The 20,150-nt window shown below is 39.3% G+C and carries 14 protein-coding genes; 10 read left to right on the forward strand and 4 right to left on the reverse strand.

Translation table 11 applies throughout. The annotated features are described in order from the left end of the window. The first annotated feature begins 23 nt into the window (after positions 1-23). Genes ggt through RM706_RS11165 form a run of 3 tightly spaced genes read left to right on the forward strand, consistent with a single transcriptional unit; the run spans position 24 to position 6,400 of the window. Complete coding sequence (gene ggt, locus RM706_RS11155) at positions 24-1,721, forward strand: gamma-glutamyltransferase (protein WP_311351457.1); 1,698 nt, start codon at positions 24-26, stop codon at positions 1,719-1,721. Between the two features lie 46 nt (positions 1,722-1,767). Further along, positions 1,768-4,794, forward strand: coding sequence for a VPS10 domain-containing protein (locus RM706_RS11160; RefSeq protein WP_311351459.1), 3,027 nt, complete (start codon positions 1,768-1,770; stop codon positions 4,792-4,794). Positions 4,795-4,810: 16 nt separating this feature from the next. Continuing rightward, the gene (locus tag RM706_RS11165) at positions 4,811-6,400 is read left to right on the forward strand and encodes an L-serine ammonia-lyase, iron-sulfur-dependent, subunit alpha (protein ID WP_311351460.1); all 1,590 of its coding nucleotides are present in this window, start codon (positions 4,811-4,813) and stop codon (positions 6,398-6,400) included. Between the two features lie 42 nt (positions 6,401-6,442). Here RM706_RS11165 and RM706_RS11170 read toward each other — a convergent pair whose 3' ends face one another. From RM706_RS11170 to RM706_RS11180, 3 genes are all read right to left on the reverse strand, one after another. Beyond that, a complete protein-coding gene (locus tag RM706_RS11170; protein ID WP_311351462.1) occupies positions 6,443-7,213 on the reverse strand; it encodes a 3-keto-disaccharide hydrolase in 771 nt (256 codons plus the stop codon). Between the two features lie 70 nt (positions 7,214-7,283). Next, on the reverse strand, positions 7,284-7,976 hold the full coding sequence (locus tag RM706_RS11175) for a LytR/AlgR family response regulator transcription factor (protein ID WP_311351465.1): 693 nt from the start codon (positions 7,974-7,976) through the stop codon (positions 7,284-7,286). Further along, entirely contained in the window at positions 7,969-8,967 is a 999-nt protein-coding gene (locus RM706_RS11180) for a sensor histidine kinase (protein WP_311351467.1), read from the reverse strand. The genes RM706_RS11175 and RM706_RS11180 overlap by 8 nt, the downstream gene beginning before the upstream one ends. Before the next feature lie 179 nt (positions 8,968-9,146). Between RM706_RS11180 and RM706_RS11185 the strand changes: the two genes are divergently transcribed. Together RM706_RS11185 and RM706_RS11190 are read left to right on the forward strand one after the other, a co-directional pair. After that, complete coding sequence (locus RM706_RS11185) at positions 9,147-10,391, forward strand: serine hydrolase domain-containing protein (protein ID WP_311351469.1); 1,245 nt, start codon at positions 9,147-9,149, stop codon at positions 10,389-10,391. 57 nt (positions 10,392-10,448) lie between these two features. Further along, positions 10,449-12,470 carry a serine hydrolase gene (locus tag RM706_RS11190; RefSeq protein WP_311351471.1) on the forward strand — a complete coding sequence of 674 codons (2,022 nt, stop codon included), beginning with the start codon at positions 10,449-10,451 and terminating at the stop codon, positions 12,468-12,470. A gap of 149 nt (positions 12,471-12,619) precedes the next feature. Here the strand turns inward: RM706_RS11190 and RM706_RS11195 are convergent, their stop codons facing one another. Next, on the reverse strand, positions 12,620-13,015 hold the full coding sequence (locus tag RM706_RS11195) for a winged helix-turn-helix transcriptional regulator (protein ID WP_311351473.1): 396 nt from the start codon (positions 13,013-13,015) through the stop codon (positions 12,620-12,622). 71 nt (positions 13,016-13,086) lie between these two features. On the opposite strand from RM706_RS11195, the gene RM706_RS11200 reads away from it, so the two are divergent. The 5 genes from RM706_RS11200 (at position 13,087) to RM706_RS11220 (ending at position 20,104) form a co-directional block, all read left to right on the forward strand. Beyond that, positions 13,087-13,329 (forward strand): hypothetical protein, encoded by a 243-nt coding sequence (locus tag RM706_RS11200; RefSeq protein WP_311351475.1) that lies wholly within the window; start codon positions 13,087-13,089, stop codon positions 13,327-13,329. Then, the gene (locus RM706_RS11205) at positions 13,307-13,834 is read left to right on the forward strand and encodes a GNAT family N-acetyltransferase (RefSeq protein WP_311351477.1); all 528 of its coding nucleotides are present in this window, start codon (positions 13,307-13,309) and stop codon (positions 13,832-13,834) included. The genes RM706_RS11200 and RM706_RS11205 overlap by 23 nt, the downstream gene beginning before the upstream one ends. Before the next feature lie 251 nt (positions 13,835-14,085). Next, positions 14,086-15,564, forward strand: a complete 1,479-nt coding sequence (locus RM706_RS11210; RefSeq protein WP_311351479.1) for an APC family permease — start codon at positions 14,086-14,088, stop codon at positions 15,562-15,564. Beyond that, positions 15,561-17,015 carry an aldo/keto reductase gene (locus RM706_RS11215; protein WP_311351483.1) on the forward strand — a complete coding sequence of 485 codons (1,455 nt, stop codon included), beginning with the start codon at positions 15,561-15,563 and terminating at the stop codon, positions 17,013-17,015. Before RM706_RS11210 ends, RM706_RS11215 begins: the two co-directional genes overlap by 4 nt. Then, complete coding sequence (locus RM706_RS11220; RefSeq protein WP_311351485.1) at positions 17,015-20,104, forward strand: VPS10 domain-containing protein; 3,090 nt, start codon at positions 17,015-17,017, stop codon at positions 20,102-20,104. Before RM706_RS11215 ends, RM706_RS11220 begins: the two co-directional genes overlap by 1 nt. Positions 20,105-20,150 lie beyond the last annotated feature (46 nt).

The following is a 20,150-nucleotide window of genomic DNA, read 5'->3' on the forward strand; positions in this document are numbered from 1 at the left end:
ACCATTTAAAAATATATTTTGACATGAAGTTTTCGTTTTCAATTTTAGTTTTTTTGTCTTTAGCGTTTACATCAAATGCCCAAGACCGATTAACGGGTGAAACTTTTACTACTCGCTCCGAGGTTTTGGCTCAAAATGGAATGGCGGCTACAAGCCAACCGTTGGCCACTCAAGTAGCCTTAGATATTTTAAAAGAAGGAGGAAATGCTATTGATGCTGCTATTGCCGCAAACGCTGTTTTGGGACTTGTAGAACCGGCAAGTTGTGGTATTGGTGGTGATGTTTTCGCTATAGTATGGTCTGCAGAAGAAAAGAAATTATATGGTCTAAATGGTAGTGGGCGAGCACCTAAATCATTATCTATTGATTATTTTATGGAAAGGGAAATGAAATACGTTCCTTTTTATGGTTCATTGCCAGTATCAGTACCGGGCTGCGTTGATGGTTGGTTCAAATTACATGATAAATTTGGAAAACTGCCCATGGAGAGTATTTTAAGTCCCGCTATCAAATACGGTCGTGATGGATTTCCTGTCTCTGAGGTTATTGCCCATGAAATGGCTTCGAACTTTGAAGCAGTTAAAGATCAACCTGGCTTTGCTGAAACTTATATGACCAATGGTAGACCACCAATAAAAGGCGAAGTTTTTCAAAATCCTGATTTGGCCAATACTTATGAGCAAATTGCTCAAAAGGGTCGTGATGTCTTTTACAAAGGGGAGATTGCCAAGACCATTGCCAGTTATATGAAAAAACACAAGGGCTTTTTGTCTTACGAAGATTTGGCCAATCACACCTCTAACTGGGTTGACCCAGTTTCGGTTAATTACCGAGGCTATGAGGTATGGGAACTTCCTCCCAATGGTCAAGGTACGGCCGCGCTTCAAATGTTGAATATCCTAGAGGGCTATGATATTGCTGCTATGGGTTTTGGTAGTGATGAATATTTACATACACTTACCGAAGCTAAAAAATTGGCCTATGAGGATCGCGCAAAATTTTATGCTGATCCAGAATTCAATCAAATTCCTTTGGAAGTTTTGCTGTCAGATGCGTATGCCTCAAAAAGAAGAAATCTTATCAGTCCTAATCAAGCAGCTGATACCTATCCTGCTGGGGATATGGAAATAGAAACCGGAAATACGACCTATTTGACCGTTGCCGACAAAGACGGGAATATGGTCTCTTTTATTCAGAGTATTTATTCTGAATTTGCTTCGGGCATGGTACCTGACGGACTGGGCTTTGTACTTCAAAACCGTGGGCAGATGTTTAATGTTCAAGATAAAAATCATGCGAATGCACTAGAACCTGGCAAACGTCCATTTCATACGATTATACCAGCCTTTATAACCAAGGATGGCAAGCCATGGGTAAGTTTCGGCCTTATGGGCGGTGCGGTGCAGCCTCAGGGGCACGCTCAAATCGTGGCCAATTTAATTGATTTCGGAATGAATTTACAGGAAGCTGGTGATGCTCCAAGAATGCGACATCGTGGAAGTTCACAACCCACGGGTTCAAAAATGAGCAACGGCGGAACCCTCTATTTAGAGAGTGGATTTCAATCAGAAACCCTAAGGGAGCTAAGAAAAAAAGGGCATCGAATAGGTTTTGGAGTGGGCATGTTCGGAGGATACCAAGCTATAGGTATTGATTTGGAACATAATGTATATTCAGGAGCTTCTGAATCAAGAAAAGATGGACAGGCAGCCGGATATTAAAAAAATCTGGTAGGCGCCTTCACTAATAATTTAATAACAATTTAATATGACCTTTTTACCAAATTCAAAACTATTTATAGTATTATTTTTAATGCTAAGTGCTACACTAACTTCACAGGACTTTGAGGCCTTACAATATCGTACCGTTGGCCCTGAACGGGGAGGACGGGTTACCACGGTAACCGGAACTACCTTGGAGCCTGGAACATTTTACCTAGGTTCATCTGGAGGAGGGGTTTGGAAATCAAAAGATTATGGCACTACTTGGAACAATGTTTCTGATGGGTTTTTCAGTACACCTTCAATTGGTGCAATTCAAGTTGCATCAAATGACCCAAATATTGTTTATATAGGTACAGGTTCTGATGGCTTAAGAAGCAATGTGATTTCTGGAAAAGGAATGTATAAATCAATTGATGCAGGCAAGACATGGCAACATATCGGTCTTAAAAGTGTTGGTCAAATTGGTGCGGTCGAGATTGACCCCACTAACAGCAACATCGTATGGGTAGCAGCCATTGGCAATGCTTTTAAAAGTAATCCAGAGAGAGGCATATATAAGACGACCGATGGCGGAGAAAATTGGGAAAAAGTATTATTTATCTCGGATAAAGTTGGGTTTGCAGATTTAGAACTATTACCAAGCAATCCAAATGTAATCTACGCTGCTGCGTGGAAAGCGGAACGCAAGCCTTGGACAATCATATCGGGGGGAACAAACAAAGAAGGCGGAATTTATAAGTCTGTTAATGGAGGCAAAGATTGGATAAAACTTGAAGAAGGCCTTCCCAAAGAAACCATTGGTAAGATAGACCTAGCTGTATCTCCGGTGAATTCAAGTATCGTTTATGCCATCATTGAAGCTCCAGAAGGGGAACAGGGGCTCTACAAGTCTGTAGACCAAGGGAAATCATTTGAACATATTTCCGATGATATCCGGTTAGTCAATAGACCGTTCTACTATACCAATGTAGAACTGGATCCTACCAATCCTGATATTGTTTATTCCAATGCCAACCCACTTTTAAAATCTATGGATGGCGGGAAGAACTGGAAACGAATGAGTGTTCCACATGGCGATAATCATGATATTTGGATTAACCCTGAGAATCCACAATTATTGATTCAGGCTAATGATGGTGGTGCCAATGTTAGTTTTAATGGAGGAGAGACCTGGTCTTCACAGTTCAATCAACCCACCGCAGAATTGTATCAGGTCGAAGTGGACGACCAATACCCGTATTGGTTGTATGCAGGCCAACAAGACAACTATACTACTATTGCCGTACCGAGTTTTCCGCCAAGTGCAGTTCAAGACCCAGGCAAAGCTTGGATCATCAATACCGGAGGTTGTGAAACAGGTCCCGCAGTGCCAAAACCTGGCAATCATAATATTGTGTATGCCAATTGTAAAGGGCGCTTTGGCGTGTTTAATAAATTAACAGGCACGGAAAAAGCATATTATGTTGGAGCATCAAATATCTATGGCCATAATCCGAAGGATTTAAAATACCGTTTTCAAAGAGTAGCACCCGTGCATGTATCTCCCCATAATCCTGATGTGGTGTATCATGGATCACAGTTTTTACACAAAACAGACTCTGATGGCTATGAATGGGAAACCATTTCACCAGATTTGACGGCTTTTGAAGCTGATAAACAAGTAATTTCAGGTAGCCCAATTACCCGTGATATCACAGGAGAAGAATATTACAGTACCCTTTATTCCATCCGAGAGTCAAAATTAAAGGAAGGGTTGATATGGACAGGTTCTAACGATGGTGTGGTTTCGGTAACAAAAGATGGCGGTAAAAATTGGCAAAATGTGACACCTAAAAAATTACCAGAAGGAGGTAGGGTAGAATCTATTGCGCCATCGCATTTTGATGAAGCCACAGCATATATAGCAGTAGATAGACACTTATTGGGTGATGACAAACCTTATCTCTATAAGACCAATGATTATGGTGCCAGTTGGACTTTGTTAAGCACATCAGACAACGGAATTGCAAATGACCATACCACACGAGTTTTACGTGAAGACCCTGTTAAAAAAGGATTGCTTTACGCAGGTACAGAATATGGAGTGTACGTTTCTCTGAATGATGGTAAATCATGGCAATCTTTCCAGCAAAATTTGCCTGTAACCCCAATTACGGATATTAAAATTTTCAGAGGTGATATGGTGTTAAGTACCATGGGCAGAGGCTTTTGGATTTTGGACAATATCACCAGCCTGCGTCAGCAAGCGATAACTGACCTTGAGAACACTCCAGTATTATTTCAACCTGATGATACGTATCGCTATCAATATCCAAAAATACGTACTTCTAAATTTCCTGAGTTCCCTAGGACAACAGTGTATATCGATTACTATTTGCCAAAAGATGTGAAAAAGGGAATTCAATTAGAAATTTTAGATACCAGCGGTACTGTTGTCAGTACCATAGTATCCGATAGCACATTAATTGAAAGCTCAGTGGAAGAAGTGGAAAATATGGATTTGAGCGAAACCTTCCGTTTTGTCAATTCTAAATTGGAGGCTACCAAAGGACTTCATCGTTTTGCTTGGGATTTAAGGACTAAAGGAGCTTGGCATAAGGAGAAAAAAAGACGCTTTAAGGATGGTCCGATGGTTTTACCAGGAAACTATCATGTGCAACTTACTGTTGGTGACACGGCGCTAAAACAGCGCTTTAAAATCTTAATGGATCCCAAAGTTGAATCACAAGGGCTTAGTCATCAAAATTTGGAAGTACAACAGCGTATGCAACGTCAAGTGCTTGACTTGTTATCTGAAGCACGGCAATTTGAAGCATCTTTAGAAAAAGAAATAAAAGGCCTGAAAAAACAGACCACCAAAGAAAATACTGATATACAGTCGAAAAAAGAGTCCATTTTGGCTAGTTTAAAGAATGCTGAAGGTGCCTATCCACAACAAATGCTTTTATCTCAAATAGCGTATTTACAATATGCTGTTGGTAGTGCAGATCAAGTGCCTGGCAAAGATGCTCAACTTCGTTTGGCTGAGCTACAAAAGCAACTTAAAGCGCTAAAGGCACAAGCCTTATAAATTAAGTCTTTAACTTATGAATAGCTATCCCAGTATTTTTAACGATGTTATTGGCCCGGTCATGCGCGGACCTTCTAGCTCACATTGTGCAGCCTCTTTGCGCATAGGGCGCATATGTCGTGATTTAATGGATGGGGATATCAAAGAAGTTTTCATAGAATTTGCTCCAAATGGTTCTCTTGCCACAACCCATGAAGGACAGGGGTCGGATATGGGCTTGTTCGGGGGGTTTTTAGGCTGGGATGCCGATGAAGAGCGTTTGCCACAATACCTAAAGGCAATTGAAGAGGCTAATATTCAAGTTGAGATAAAAATTCATGATATCGGGGCCTCACACCCAAATACTTATAAGATTACACTAAAGAATGAAAGGGAGACTAGGGAATTAACAGCTCTTTCACTTGGTGGTGGCATGATTCAAATCGTAGAGATTGATGGCGCTAAGGTTGCTATGCAAGGTGATTATTATCAGACTTTGATTTACGTTGAGTCCGGCTTTAATATGATTCATGAGATAGCAGAACAATTTTCATGTGACGAAATAGCTTTACGAAAGGGAACCTTTAATTTTATTGAAATTAAGGCAAATCGTTTCATTTCGGCCGATTTGGAGTCTAAATTGGAAAAAATGAAAGGGGTTCTTTTTTTAAAAAGACTTGATCCAGTACTACCTATTCTGGCCAGTAAGACTTTACAAGTCCCATTCATTACCTGCAATGAAATGCTCGATTATAATGCGGACAAGAATTTAGAATTATGGCAATTAGCTTTAAACTATGAAAGCATAAGAGGTAATCTTTCGGAGGAAGAAGTCTTTGAAAAAATGCGTTCAATTCTACGAATAATGGAAAATGCCATAATAACCGGTTTAAAAGGCACTGCTTATAAAGACCGTATTTTGGGACCGCAATCACTTACATTTCAAGAAAAAATGAATGGCAAGAAACTGGTTAATGGAGATGTGCTCAATACAGTTGTTCTTTATACCTCGGCCATTATGGAGGTGAAAAGTTCCATGGGGGTTATCGTAGCGGCACCTACCGCTGGCTCGTGCGGGGCTTTGCCCGGAGCAATAATTGGCGTAGCTAAAATATTGGAGCTTGCTGAAGACCACAAAGTCAAAGCGTTGTTGTCCGCTGGGCTAATAGGGGTATTCATAGCAGGGCATGCTACTTTTGCTGCAGAAGTAGGTGGTTGCATGGCAGAGTGCGGTTCAGGCTCTGGTATGGCGGCGGCAGGTATTGTCAGTTTAAAACAAGGTAGTCTTGAACAATCTTTATCCGCCGCATCAATGGCATTACAATCAAGTTTAGGTATGGTTTGCGATATGATCGCTGATAGGGTAGAGGCACCTTGTTTGAATCGCAATGTAATGGCCGCTAGTAATGCAATTTCTTGTGCCAATATGGCTTTGTCTGATTATAACCATCTAATTCCTTTAGATGAGGTTATAGAAACTATGAAAAAGGTGGGTGATGCCATGCCAAATACCTTGTGCTGTACAGGTCTTGGTGGACTTGCCATCACCAAAACAGCCAAAGAAATTGAAGCCAAACTAAATGGTGGTAAAACCAATAAAAACAAAACTTTTTTTAAGGTCTGCTAAATTGAAATATTAAGGGTGTTTCAAAGAAAAAGTTGAGTTTTTTTAAAATACCCGAATTTTCATATTGCGGAACCAAGCATTGAAATACCAGTTTTGAAGTGCAATTTTGCCTTTGGTTGCCTCTCCAAAATTTACCGCATCTTTAAAACGAGACGAAGCAATTTTATTTTTCCAATCTGCTGAAGTAAAATCCTCCTTAGCAGTTAGTTTTCCATTAAGGTAAAATTCAATTTTTCCATTATGTTGTACGATTTTAGTCGTATTCCATTGTCCAGTGTTATTAACTTCTACCGGATTGAGCTGGTTAGATACTCCCCACAAGCAGCCTGCTTTTTTCAAAGCCGTGTTAGTGTCAGAATGGTTTGGATCTAATAATTGGTATTCTGGTCCAGTCTGATAGGTAGCGCTGAATTCTGGAGACTCTTGTACATTTATAAAAACACCTCCGTTTCCACGTATGGCCATTTGCCAATCAAATACAAGCTCGTAATTTTCGTATTCTTTATTAGTGACCAAATCTCCAAAGACCCTGTTTTCATTAGCAGCGTTACAAAAAAGTATACCATCCCGAACTTCCCAAGCAGAAAACTGGGTAGAATCTGGTTTATTGTATAGATGCCAGCCGTTTAAAGTTTCACCATTAAAAAGCAATGCCCAACCCTGTTCCTTTTCGAAATCCGATAACTGATTGTGCACCTGATTTTTAATGACCCACTTTTTTGTACGCCAAATTCGTTTTTCGGAGTTTTTATCCGTTTGACAAGAGACCATAAAAAGTATAATTATCGACAAGCTAAAGAAGAAATTCCTCACTATAAATTTATTTAAAAGTAAAAATTACAATAATATTCTGATCTGTATGGAATTAAAGTTGACACGATTATTACTTTGTCAAAGCAATTATTTTATTCCGGACTATGATTTTATACATTGGGCTCACAGGTACTTTTTTATCATTAATTATCAAATAGTTTGAGGTGGCTTTAGCAACCCTACTCAAATTGGCAATATAGGATTTATGCGTTCGTTGGAAGTTTTCAGACAGTACTATAATGATATTGGTAAGTGTTTCAGAAATTAAGTACATTCTTGAATCCGTGAAGATTTTTAGATAGTTACCAAAACTTTGTATATATAGAATTGATTTAAATGAAATATTGATTGGTATGCCGTCATGCTTTATTTGAAGTTCTTGACTTTCAATGTGCTGTATTGATGGTTCAATTTTGGAAGCTGTGACCTTATTTATGGCTTTTAAGAAGCGTTCAATACGTATAGGTTTCAGCAAATAATCAACGACGCCATAATTATAACTTTCCAAGGCATATTCAGAATAGGCCGTTGTTAAAATAACCTTAGGGGGGTAGATCAGAGAATTTAAAATTTCCATACCATTGAGTTCTGGCATTTTAATATCAAGAAAAATAAGATCAACTTCATTTTTCTGGGTAAAATTGATAAATTCAAGCGGATTTCCAGTACTTAGAAGGACTTTAAAACTCTCAATTTTAGCACAGTAATCTTCTAATACTTTACGCGCCAGTATTTCATCGTCTATTATGCCTACCTTAATCATTAATTTGAACTTTTAAATCAATAGCTAAATTAACCCGGTATAACTTTTCAGTTTCTTCAATATGCAATGAATGCGATTTTGGGTATAGCAGACTTAACCGTCTTTTCACATTTTCAAGCCCTAATCCTTCTCTATTGAATTTGGCAATTGCAAGAGGCTTCGAATTCACTACGGAAAAATGAAATGTAGTATCCTCTAAAGAAGCCGAAACATCGATAGTACTCTGCCTATTAGTGCTATGGGCACCATGTTTGATTGCATTCTCAACAAATGGAATTAGCAACATAGGTGCTATCCTAAAATCCAACAAATCGCCTCCAATCAAGAACTCAATGGTACAACGTTTACTCAATCTTTTTTCTTCAAGCAACAAATAATTTTCTATAAATTCAAGCTCTTCTTTTAATAAAACAGTGTCTTTTTTAGAACTCTCTAATTGATATCGCATGAGTTCTGAAAGCTGCATAACCAGATCTGGAGTTTCTAGTGATTGCTGTCTAGAAAGCGAATAAATACTATTTAATGAGTTAAACAAAAAATGCGGATTTACCTGCTCCTTTAAATAGTTAAGTTCTATCTCTCTTTGTAATTTATCTTTTTCGGCATTCTCCCTTTGAATGATTAGATTTCTTCTTAAAAAAAAGGCTGCCATCCCAGTACCCGTGGTATATATAAGAAAAGAGGACATTTTGTAAACACCAATCCACTCTGGGTATGCCTTTAAAAAAGCACCAAGAAATATGGTCGCTATAAGCAGCATACCATAGAGTACATAACCTTTCTTATCATAAACAAACGGAATAAGGATAAAATGGTTTACCCAAATGACGCCCATAATAGCGGCTGCATAACTTAGTTGCCAGGCATAAAAAGAATAGGTTGTATCATATTTATCTCTGAATAACCATCCGCCCAATATTTCAAGCATGGCTACCAATAAAAAGGCACCTATATTAAGGAGTATGGTATGCCGTAAAGACTTTTTAAACATGAACTCTTTTAAGAGCTACTAAAGATACTATCTACAAATACAAATCGTCTTAATTTCTTACAAAAGGCTTATATCAATGACGAAATGACTTTATCATTTAATTGTTGTATTTATACATTTTTAGAAATTAAAGAAGAATCAAGACATATTTTTATCAAAACGTTTAAGTGAGAAAATAAATGAAAAATAGAATCTCAGTCCTCTTCATTATAATTCTTTTTCAATCCTGTAAAAACGAATCAAAAAAGAATACTGATATCTCAAGCACTTCAATTCCAAAATATGAAACGTATGATTATTCCGGATTTACAAAAGAAGAAATATATGGATTCCATAAACGCATTTTTGAAGGAGGCAATTGGACCGAGTATGGTGATTTGGAACGCTATTATTATCTAAACTTCTCTGAAATAAAGAAACATTCACGCATACTTAGGTCAAATACGCCAAAAATTCTTGAAGAAATGCCTAGAACTGATGTGAAAAATTTTATGACGTCAAAAGATTTAAAAAAAGGAGGCGGCCTATCATTAAACGACTATGTACAACAGGTAGAGGTTAATGGCTTAATTATAATTCATAAAGGCAAAATTGTCTTCGAAGGATATCCGAGAATGTTCCCAACCGATTTGCACGTTAATTTTCTAATTACACAAGTCTATGTGAGTACTTCAATAGCTATTTTGGAGGATAGAGGTTTAATCGATACCAGCAAACCTATTGATTACTACTTTGATGCTCTTGAAGGATCAGGTTGGGAAGGTGTTCCCATAATCGATATTCTTTCCATGAGTTCTGGAATTGATTATCAGCCATTAGAGACCTATGAGGTGAGTTTTGATCCCATTGAAGATTTAGCCACTTCGAAATCATCTAAACCATCGGGGACGGAGTACCAATTTAGTAATGCCGATGCTATGCTATTGACACTATTAGTAGAGAAGATTAGTGGACTTACCTTTAGCGATTTTGTAGAACGGGAAATATGGAGGAAAATTGGGGCAGAATCTAGTGCCCTTTTAGGAACCAATACCAATGGACTCGCTCTTTCATACCTCGATGGCATATCTACAACACTTCGCGATCTCGCTCGATTTGGTCTAGCGTTTACGCCAAGTGGAAGAAAGAGTGCCCATCCATTAATTTCTGATTCGCACTTATATAAAATCCGAGACGTAAACAAAAACCTAAAAAAGAAGTCACGGTATTCAGAAGAGATGATATATAAAAGTTATCAATGGGGCGCAGTCTACGAAGATGGTGATTTTTATAAAGGCGCACATGGGGGGCAAGGCCTTTATATATCTCCTTCAAAAGATTTGGTTATTGCATTTTTTGGAACTGCCAATACTGATCGTGAAAGCAATCAACTTCATGTCATTTCTCGACAACTTTCAAAATCTGGACTGTTTGATCTTGATTAAAATAATCTACACTGTAAACGTTAAATATATACGAATATCAATCACTAATTAAAGAATATGAAAATAAGAACAACTATATTATTAGTACTGTCAGTCATTATGCTTTCAAATACTTCCTTTGCACAAGAAACTAGTGTAAAGGGAAATTCGCAAATAGTGAAAGGAACTTCCTTGGTACTACCACAAATTCAGGTTATACCGATAAAAGATACCAATACAGAAAGAAACTATGAATTGTATATAGAGTTGCCTGAAGGTTATTCTGAGAACACAAATAAAACATATCCTGTTATTTATTATACAGATGCTATGTGGCATCTTGAAATGCTATCTGCCTGTCAAGAATTCATTCTTGAAGATATTATTCTAGTTGGGATCTCTTGGCAGAAGGACATCGATGAAGACCTGAAAAACGAAGTCGGAGCCCATGTTAGTCGGTTTCGTGATTATTCGATTAGCAAACACAGCAATCCAGAAATTCAAAAAAAATATCAACCAGGACAAGCCAATAACCATTTGGACTTCATTCGAAATGACGTGATTAACTATGTTGACAATACGTATCGAACAGATACAAACAGTCGTACTTATTTTGGATATTCGCTGAGTGGTGAATTTGGGGCATATATATTACTGTCTCAACCTGATACCTTTAACAATTACATTATTGGTAGTCCAACGGTTAAAGGTGAACTTGATAATTTATCTGAACTTAATTTGAAATTCGGACCTTATGAAGCGTCAAATAGCAACTCGAGTCTGAAGGCCAATGTTTTTATTTCGCATGGCTCCTTAGAGAAGGAGGCAGCAGAATCTATCGAGGCTTTTGTTAAATTATTGAAGGATAGAAGAGATGGCGGTTTAGCTGTGCTAAAAGAGGTGATTGATGGTAATCATTCAACTGCATTCCCTATGACAACAGTTCGTAGTGTTGCCTGGTTGTCATCCTTGATGAGTCCTGTTTCAAGTGCTAACTATGACGTCTCGTTCTGGGATGTTCCACATCTCAATAATGCATTTGTCACCACAACTCCAGAAGACCGAAAAGATGGAATAGCAGTTGATACTTTAGCGGTAGATAGCAAAGATCAAAATGCCATCCTCAAATTGTCTCAAGATATTTTTGATGACAAATACGGTAATTACGATGCATTACTTATTTCACATAAGAACAAATTGGTATATGAATCCTATTACAAAAAAGGTCGTATTGATTTGCCACATGGACAGGCATCTGCAGTAAAAGGCTATACCAGTTTGGCCTTAGGGAGGGCAATTCAGTTAGGTTATCTAACTATGGAAGATCTAAACAAACCTCTGATTCATTTTCTAAAAAATATGAACTCTGAAAAATTTACAAAAGGAGCAGAGAAAATTACACTTCATAAAGCATTGACAATGCATGGAGGATTAACTATTGATAATGAGAAATGGAAAGAAGTTGAGAATGATTCTATAAAATTGAAAGGGCAGGGGCTGGTTCAAACCTTACTTGAATACAGCAAACCCATAACTGATGAGTCTCAGGTTTATTTGTATGGTAATTTCAATCCCATGCTAGTGATGACGGTTATTGACGCTGTTGTGCCAGGAACAGCGGAGGACTTTATTAAAAATGAGTTACTTGATAAGCTTGGTATTACCAATTATAAATGGGCAAAACATGCAAGTGGCCTACCACAAGCCGGATGGCGTGCAAGTATCATGTCTCGTGACATGATCAAGTTGGGGCATTTAGTACAAAATAAGGGTAAATTGAATGGGAAACAATTCATTTCTGCAGCATATCTAGAAAAAGCGACAAGTGGCATCGTAAGACCTGCAATAGATTGGATGCCTAAAAACTATCTTTATGGGTATTTTTGGTACTATACACCAGTAAAGGTCGGTAATAAAAGTTATGACGCAACTCTTGCTTGGGGAGGTGGTGGACAACGTGTTATGGTCGTAGAGGAACTCGACTTAACCATTGTTATCAACGGTTATGATCGAGAGGATGATAAAATCATGACTCCAATTTTTGAAACTGTCATACCAGCATTTACTGATAAACAACCAATAGTATCAAAATCTAAATAATTAGAAAAACGTACTTTTAAAGAAGCACTATTCTTAAATGCCTGCAATACTATAAAGAAGGACAAAAAAGCACAAGCGGATACATGAACAATCAATTTACATCATAATGTGGAAGGGTCATGTTTGTATAATGGTCAATGAATAAAAATTCAGTCTACATCTATAAGTCTACCCTTGGATTCTGAATATTCAATTCCCCATTCAGTTATTTTCTTAATAACGGGCACAAAACTCTTCCCAAAATCAGTCAAAGAGTATTCCACACGATTTGGCGGTTTAATTCCAAAAACCTTTCGATCCAAAATGGCATCCGCTTGTAACGCTTTAAGCTGTAGACTTAACATTTTTTCTGTAATGTCGGGCATCAATTTTTTTAATTGAGAAAATCGCATTTCTCCATTTCTTAGGTACCAGATAATGACGCTTTTCCATTTTCCACCTATAAAGTATAAAGTGGCATTGGTACCACAATGAAAGGTTTTCTCGTTTACTTGGTACGCTTTCTGTTTTCCATCTATAATCATAACCACAATTTGACCTGTCATCAATGACAGTTATTGCACGGTAAAGATATTAAAAATACTTTTATACTGTAAAAAGTATAGTTATTATAAATATGGAAGCCATTTCGGACATTTTTGGATATTTTGCACTAACACTCAATCTCTATTCCATGGCCGCCAAAGGTGAATGGCGATTACGGGTAATTTCGTTAATTGCGAACTGTATTTATATAATTTATGGAATTCTTATACAGGCAAAACCTATCATAATTGGGTGCGCTATTGCGGTTGTTTTGCATGCTTACCGCTTATACCAACTTAAAATCAGAACATATGGAACAGATACGATTGGCTAAAAAGGAAGATGCCACCTTTATAGCAATGCTCGGTCGAATAACATTTACAGAAGCATTTGAACATTTATTTACAGATAAAGTAGGATTAAAGAATTACTTGAATGCCACTTTCGAAGTTAATAAGATTGAGAAAAGTTTAGAGAAAGAAAACAATGTGTATTGGATTGCTTTTGTTGATAGGTTACCTGTGGGCTATGCTAAATTAAAATTGAAATCTAAATCTTCATTTATTGATAGTGCAAATGTCAGTCAGCTGCAAAAAATCTATGTGCTTCGAGGCTTTCTTTCTATGAAGATTGGGAAAAGATTACAAAATCTTTTATTGCAAAAAGCAGCTGAAAAGGGAAGTGAAAAAATCTGGCTGTCCGTGTATGAGGGTAATGAGAGAGCAATTGATTTTTACAAAAGAAATGATTTTAATAAAATTGGAACACATCAATTCAATATAGGTAATGACAATTTTCAATTTTGGGCAATGGCAAAATCGCTTTATAAAAAATCATAAAAAACTATGTCGTCTCCTTTAGCATAAGAGTCTTTTCAGGTTATGGTACCAATTAAGAAAAAAGAAGTTGTTTTTTAATAATTAAACGAGGTTATTTTTAATTATGAACCTACCATACTACCCCAGTACAACACATAGTTGTTTATGAGTTCATATCCATACATCAGGAAAATACTTTTAACCCATCTGTAATACAATATTCATTTAGTAATTAGGCTTATCTTTAGGTTTCTAATACCAAACCATTAATCTTGTCCGAAACGTCTACTCGCCTTTCAAGAAAGATTGGACTATTGTCTTTGACCGCTACGGGCATCTGTTCGATGCTGGGAGCGTCAATAAATGTAGTTCCTTTTATGATGCATCGAAGTGTACCTGGTATAGGTCCGTATGTGTTACCTGCTTTCCTCTTTGCTATGCTACCCGCTTTATTAGCGGCTTTTGCCTATGGTTCTTTGGCTTCGGCCATGCCACGAGCAGGGGGTAGCTATATTTATGCCAGTAGAGGACTTAACCCTTACCTTGGATTCATTGCAAGTTTCTCCCAGTGGTTTGGTTTATCCATTGTGATTGGTGTAATTGCGTACATTATTGTTCCATTTATCCGGGATGTATTTATAGGTCTAGCATGGACCCAAGCGGCAAATCTTATGGAGGTTGCCGTGGTTAGAATAGGCATCGCATTAGGGCTCATCTGGCTTTTTGTCTATATAAATATTAAGGGTGGCAAATTCTATGAGCGTACCGTAGTGCCCTTGATGTTTATTATGTTTGCTCTGGGAGTTGTAGTCGTGGTCACGGGCTTTCTGTTCGATCAAGAGGCTTATGGGGTGGTGGTACCCGAAAGTGTGTCATTCATAAACGGTGCTAAAGGTGATTTTGATCCACTTGTCTTTCTTTCTGCCGCTGCTATACTATTTTCAAGCTTTATTGGTTTTGACGCGATAGCCCAAGCTGGAGGGGAAGCAAAACGCCCGACAAAAACACTTCCTAAAGCTATTTTACTGGCCATCTTCATAGTAGGAAGCTTCTATTTCTTATATACTATAGCTGTGTACCATGCGATTCCGTGGGGCTATGTAGCGAAGCAAGCACAATTTAAGGATATTACAGCACCCGGACTGATTAGCCCACTACTGCCGATTGGTCTATCTGTAGCAATCTTGTTCGGTGCAGCAATCGCTTTGATCAATGATTTACCGGCAATGCTATTATCTGTTTCCCGTTTAGTCTTTGCGTGGGCGGATGATGGTATTTTTCCAAGCAAGATCGCTAGCACCCATCAAAAATACAAAACACCGCACAGGGCCTTATATTTAAGCGGTGCCATTGCTTCCATAGGTGTCTTGGGCAGTCATTTTGCAGGTGATTTTTTTCTTGGAATTGACATTATGGTAACCTCCATGATGGTGAATTTCCTGCTTATGTGTTTGACATTGGTCACCATTACCAAAGTGAATCCAACTCTGGCTCAAGAGATTAAAATGGTACGTAGTTTAGGCATGCAACAGATTATTGGATTTGGAGGGGTATTGCTCTTAATGTTATTTTTAACGGTGCACACGGCAAAAGACCTAAATGCGGATGTTGAAGCCTGGTATTTCCGGTCTACACCTGTTTGGCTCATTGTTATGGGCATTGGTTCAGCCATCTATTATTTTAAAACAAGGGCCCTAAAACGTAGTGGGAAAGATCTCAAGGCCCTTTTTACTAAATTACCTAAAGAATGAAAGAAGAAATGTATATCCAATTGGCTCCCGGGCTAAAAATCTCAAGGGTATTGACGGGTTTATGGCAAATTGCCGACCTAGAAAGAGATGGCAACACACTTGATCCAATCGAGACCGCCAAATACATGAAACCCTATGCAAAAGCAGGTTTGTGTACGTTTGATATGGCCGATCATTATGGCTCCGCCGAGGTAATCGCCGGTGCATTTAAGAATCAGGTTCAAGGAGGCGATAAAGTACAATTATTGACCAAATGGGTTCCCGAACCGGGCAAGGTGAGCAAAGAAACTGTTCGCAAGGCTATTGAAAGGGCACTTTCACGACTACAATCATCACAGCTCGATCTTTTACAGTATCATGCTTGGTCATATCCGGATCCTGCTTGGCTCGATACGCTCTTTGAACTTCAGGAATTAAAAAAACAGGGTTTGATAAAGCATTTAGGCGTCACAAATTTTGACGCTGCCCATTTAAGAATAGCACTGGCAAGTGGCATACAATTGGTATCCAATCAAGTCTGCTACTCATTGCTCGATCAGCGGGCCAGTGGGGAAATGAAAAATGTATGCGAGCAGTACGGGGTTAAATTGCTGGCTTTCGGAACCCTGGCAGGAGGTTTTTTAAGTGACAAATGGCTAAATAAGCCAGAACCTAAGGTTAATGAAAGCTTTACTTGGTCCCAGATGAAGTATAAGCGGTTTATTGATGAGGCTGGAAGCTGGTCTGACTTTCAAAACCTCTTACAGACCCTAAAACCCATTGCTAACAAGCATAAAATTTCTATTGCCAATATAGCCACCAAATTCATTTTAAGTCAATCCCATGTGGCTGGGGTAATCGTTGGCGCACGATTGGGACAAAGTGAACATATAGGTGATACCGTAAAGTTGTTCAATAGTCATTTTGATGAAGAGGATTTTAAGGTAATCCAAGAACAATTGGCAGGTTTGAATCACATTCATGGCGACTGTGGAGATGAATACAGAAAACCTCCTTTCTTGACGGCATCGGGAGATTTAAGCCACCACCTAAAAGGATTTCCGGCACCCTATGAGATAAAAACTGCAAAGAATGGAAATCAGTTGGTTGTAAGTGGAACTTATTGGGAAGATATGGCCGGCTACTCAAGAGCAATAAAATTAGGAAATACGATTAAAGTATCAGGAACTACGGCAACTCATGGCAATCTCCTTATCGGAGGTAAGGACCTGAAGGCACAGACCCACTTTATCATAGACAAAATAGAAGGGGCGATCCTATCTTTGGGAGGTACCTTAGAAGACGTAAGTCGAACAAGGATATTTGTGAACGATGTCAATGACTGGGAACCTGTAGCAAGGGCACACGGGGAACGGTTCAAGGATATTCAACCCGCCAATACGTTGGTAGGGGCCAAATTGGTAGGGGAAGGTTATAAAGTAGAGATAGAAGCAGAAGCAACCCTTAAATAATGAAATATACCACCTTTATCATAAGTGTACTATTCGTATTGGTATTTGGCCAAGTGAATGGTCAAACCAACCATTTAGACAATTTTAAAAACCTCAAAATTAGAAGTGTTGGCCCGGCCAATATGAGTGGGCGGATTACTGCGATTGATGTGGTCCATTCGGATCAAAACACCATGTACGTAGGTGCTGCCAGTGGCGGAGTATGGAAATCTGAAAATGGTGGAACGCGATGGGAACCAATCTTTGATGATAATCCAACCCAAAATATCGGCGCCATCGCCATTCAACAAGACCAACCCAATGTACTTTGGGTGGGCACAGGGGAAGGAAATCCAAGGAATTCCATGAACCTAGGTATGGGCATATTCAAAAGCATAGATGCTGGAAAGACTTGGAAACATATGGGCCTCGAGGCCACAAAAACAATCCATCGAATTATTGCACATCCAAAAGACAGTAATACGGTTTTTGTGGGTGCCATGGGGGACACCTTTACACCAACAGAAGAGCGAGGGCTTTACAGGACCAAGGACGGTGGCAAAAGTTGGGAAAAAATCTTGTACACCAATACCACTTCGGGTGTTGCTGATATGGTGATGGACCCTGAAAACCCAAATAAGCTGCTTGTAGCACTATACGACCATCAAAGAACGCCTTTTAGCTTTGTCTCCGGCGGTGTGGGTTCTGGGCTATATATGACCTTAGATGGTGGGGACAATTGGAAGCGTTTGACTTCCGAGAATGGGCTTCCCCAAAATGAGCTTGGGCGAATCGGATTAGCGATTGCACCAAGCGATTCCAATCGTATTTACGCAAAGGTGGAAGCCTCTAAAAATGCCCTGTACCGAAGTGATGATGGCGGTGACTCCTGGAAAATGATCAATAACAACCCAAAATTCACCAATAATCGCCCCTTTTATTTTCAAGAGTTGGCGGTTAGTTCCGATGACCCTAACCTCCTATATAATATTTATCAACCCCTCTCTGTAAGTTATGATGGCGGAATAAGTTTTGATCCTACGCCGCAGATTCCGGCAGATGAAACCAAGGGAATCCATGCCGATTTCCATGCTTTCTGGATGTCTCCCGATGATGCGGATTTCTATATTATTGGTGGTGATGGGGGCATAGGCATCACCCGGGATAAGGGGGAGAGTTGGTATTTTCCAGAAACCATTCCTGTGGCACAGTTCTATCAGATCAATGTTGACGAAGGAATTCCTTATAACGTCTATGGGGGCATGCAGGACAATGGCAACTGGTACGGTCCTGGATACGTGTGGAGAAGAGGAGGGATACGCACGCTCTATTGGCAGTATTTGGTTGGTGGCGATGGATTCTACATTTCACCTGATTTACAAGATAAACGCTTTGGTTATGGCACCTCCCAAAATGGAAGTCTGTATCGCTATGATAAGATCGGGGGGTATTACAGTAGTATAAAACCACCAACTCCGAAAGGTTTTCCACGTCTTAGATTTCATTGGAACGCGGCCTTTGCCCAAGACCCACACGACCCAGGGGCAGTTTATTATGGGAGCCAATTTGTCCATCGAAGTAAGGATAAGGGCAAAACTTGGGAAGTAACCTCTCCAGATCTTACAACAAACATAGCTGTGCAGCAGAAACGCGACTATGGCGGACTTACCTTGGATGCCTCAGGGGCAGAGTTCTATAATACCATTTTAAGTATTGCTCCAAGCCCTTTATCTAAAGATGTCATCTGGGCGGGTACAGATGATGGCCACATACAGCTTACCCAAGATGGGGGAAAGACCTGGAATGAAGTAGGGAAAAACAATATCAATATGCCCAAAGGAGCTTGGGTGGCCCGTATTCATGCCTCAAGACATTCCGTGGGCTCTGCATGGGCGGTAGTGAACAATTACCGCAAGGGAGACTACACGCCTTACCTCTTCAAAACGGATGACTATGGCAAATCTTGGAAAAGTATTGTAAACAAAGACGCGCCTGTTTTTGGATACACTCTAAGCTTTATTCAAGACCCTGTTGAAAAGAACTTGGTTTTTTTAGGTACAGAAAATGGACTGTGGGTAAGCTTCAACGAAGGGCAAGTTTGGGAACAGATCAAAAATGGATTCCCATCAGTTTCTACTATGGATTTGAAGATACAAGAGCGGGAATCTGCACTTATCATTGGCACTTTTGGAAGGGCAATTTGGATCATAGATGACCTGCAAGCCATGCGCACCTATGCCAAATCGGGTATTGACCAAACTTTAGTTGTTCCTAAGGTTAATCCTGTAGTACAGGTCAAAGGTTTGTTCATTAATGCGCCGGGTAATATTTGGACCGGCTTCCATACTACTTTTGAAGGGGACAACCGCGCTTTCAAGCAAGTTGACATTCCTTACTTTGTACAATCATCAAAGCCTAATCAACGCTTAAACATTCGGATCTTAAATGCAGAGGGAGACGAGATCAATTCTTTTAAAGCGGATACCATGGCTATAGACGGGTTAAACTATATCCGTTGGGGCTTAGAAGAGAAAATTGCTGGTGAAGAAGGAATTGCCGTACTCCCGGGCACCTATAGCGCTGAATTAAAATATGGGGAAGCAATGGCAAAAACTGTGATCAAAGTGATCCCTGACCCACGTTTTGATTTTGATCCAAAAATCGACATTGCGTTATATGAAGCGCAAAAGGAAATCGAACAGCTTAACGCGTGTTTGCAACAGCAGCTCAAGATCCTAAAGAATCAGCAGGGGGTATTGCAAACCTTGATGGAATCCCTCTCGGAAACCGATGAAACTGTATGGATGGAAGAAATCAAAGCACTTTCCAAAGAAATCGATTTGCTGCGCTACCAAGTCCTTGGAACTCCAGAACCCCGCCAAGTGGGGGCATGGCAAAGCTTTGAGGTAACCGCCATAAGTAAGCTGAAGGAGGCAAGGCGCAAGTTCCAATCAAGCCATCAGATGCCATCAGCACAAGAATTGGAATTAATAGATGAAGCTCGAACTCTAGTCAATGCTTTTGGTGACCTTTTTGAAGATTATTTGAAGGCTACTTGGAAGCCCTTTGAAGCAAAAATAGAGGAAAGGAAAACAGAACGGAAAGATTGAAATCGCTGTTGTTTAAATAAAAAGATAGCTTAGTCTCTTTTTTTCA

Source organism: Croceitalea rosinachiae, from assembly GCF_031846445.1.
Classification (GTDB): Bacteria; Bacteroidota; Bacteroidia; order Flavobacteriales; family Flavobacteriaceae; genus Croceitalea; species Croceitalea rosinachiae.

Bases quoted from the DNA above. Each gene is read 5' to 3' on its own strand.
- ggt (WP_311351457.1), top strand. From the start codon at position 24: ATGAAGTTTTCGTTTTCAATTTTAGTTTTTTTGTCTTTAGCGTTTACA.
- RM706_RS11160 (WP_311351459.1), top strand. From the start codon at position 1,768: ATGACCTTTTTACCAAATTCAAAACTATTTATAGTATTATTTTTAATG.
- RM706_RS11165 (WP_311351460.1), top strand. From the start codon at position 4,811: ATGAATAGCTATCCCAGTATTTTTAACGATGTTATTGGCCCGGTCATG.
- RM706_RS11175 (WP_311351465.1), bottom strand. From the start codon at position 7,976: ATGATTAAGGTAGGCATAATAGACGATGAAATACTGGCGCGTAAAGTA.
- RM706_RS11180 (WP_311351467.1), bottom strand. From the start codon at position 8,967: ATGTTTAAAAAGTCTTTACGGCATACCATACTCCTTAATATAGGTGCC.
- RM706_RS11185 (WP_311351469.1), top strand. From the start codon at position 9,147: ATGAAAAATAGAATCTCAGTCCTCTTCATTATAATTCTTTTTCAATCC.
- RM706_RS11190 (WP_311351471.1), top strand. From the start codon at position 10,449: ATGAAAATAAGAACAACTATATTATTAGTACTGTCAGTCATTATGCTT.
- RM706_RS11195 (WP_311351473.1), bottom strand. From the start codon at position 13,015: ATGACAGGTCAAATTGTGGTTATGATTATAGATGGAAAACAGAAAGCG.
- RM706_RS11200 (WP_311351475.1), top strand. From the start codon at position 13,087: ATGGAAGCCATTTCGGACATTTTTGGATATTTTGCACTAACACTCAAT.
- RM706_RS11205 (WP_311351477.1), top strand. From the start codon at position 13,307: ATGGAACAGATACGATTGGCTAAAAAGGAAGATGCCACCTTTATAGCA.
- RM706_RS11215 (WP_311351483.1), top strand. From the start codon at position 15,561: ATGAAAGAAGAAATGTATATCCAATTGGCTCCCGGGCTAAAAATCTCA.
- RM706_RS11220 (WP_311351485.1), top strand. From the start codon at position 17,015: ATGAAATATACCACCTTTATCATAAGTGTACTATTCGTATTGGTATTT.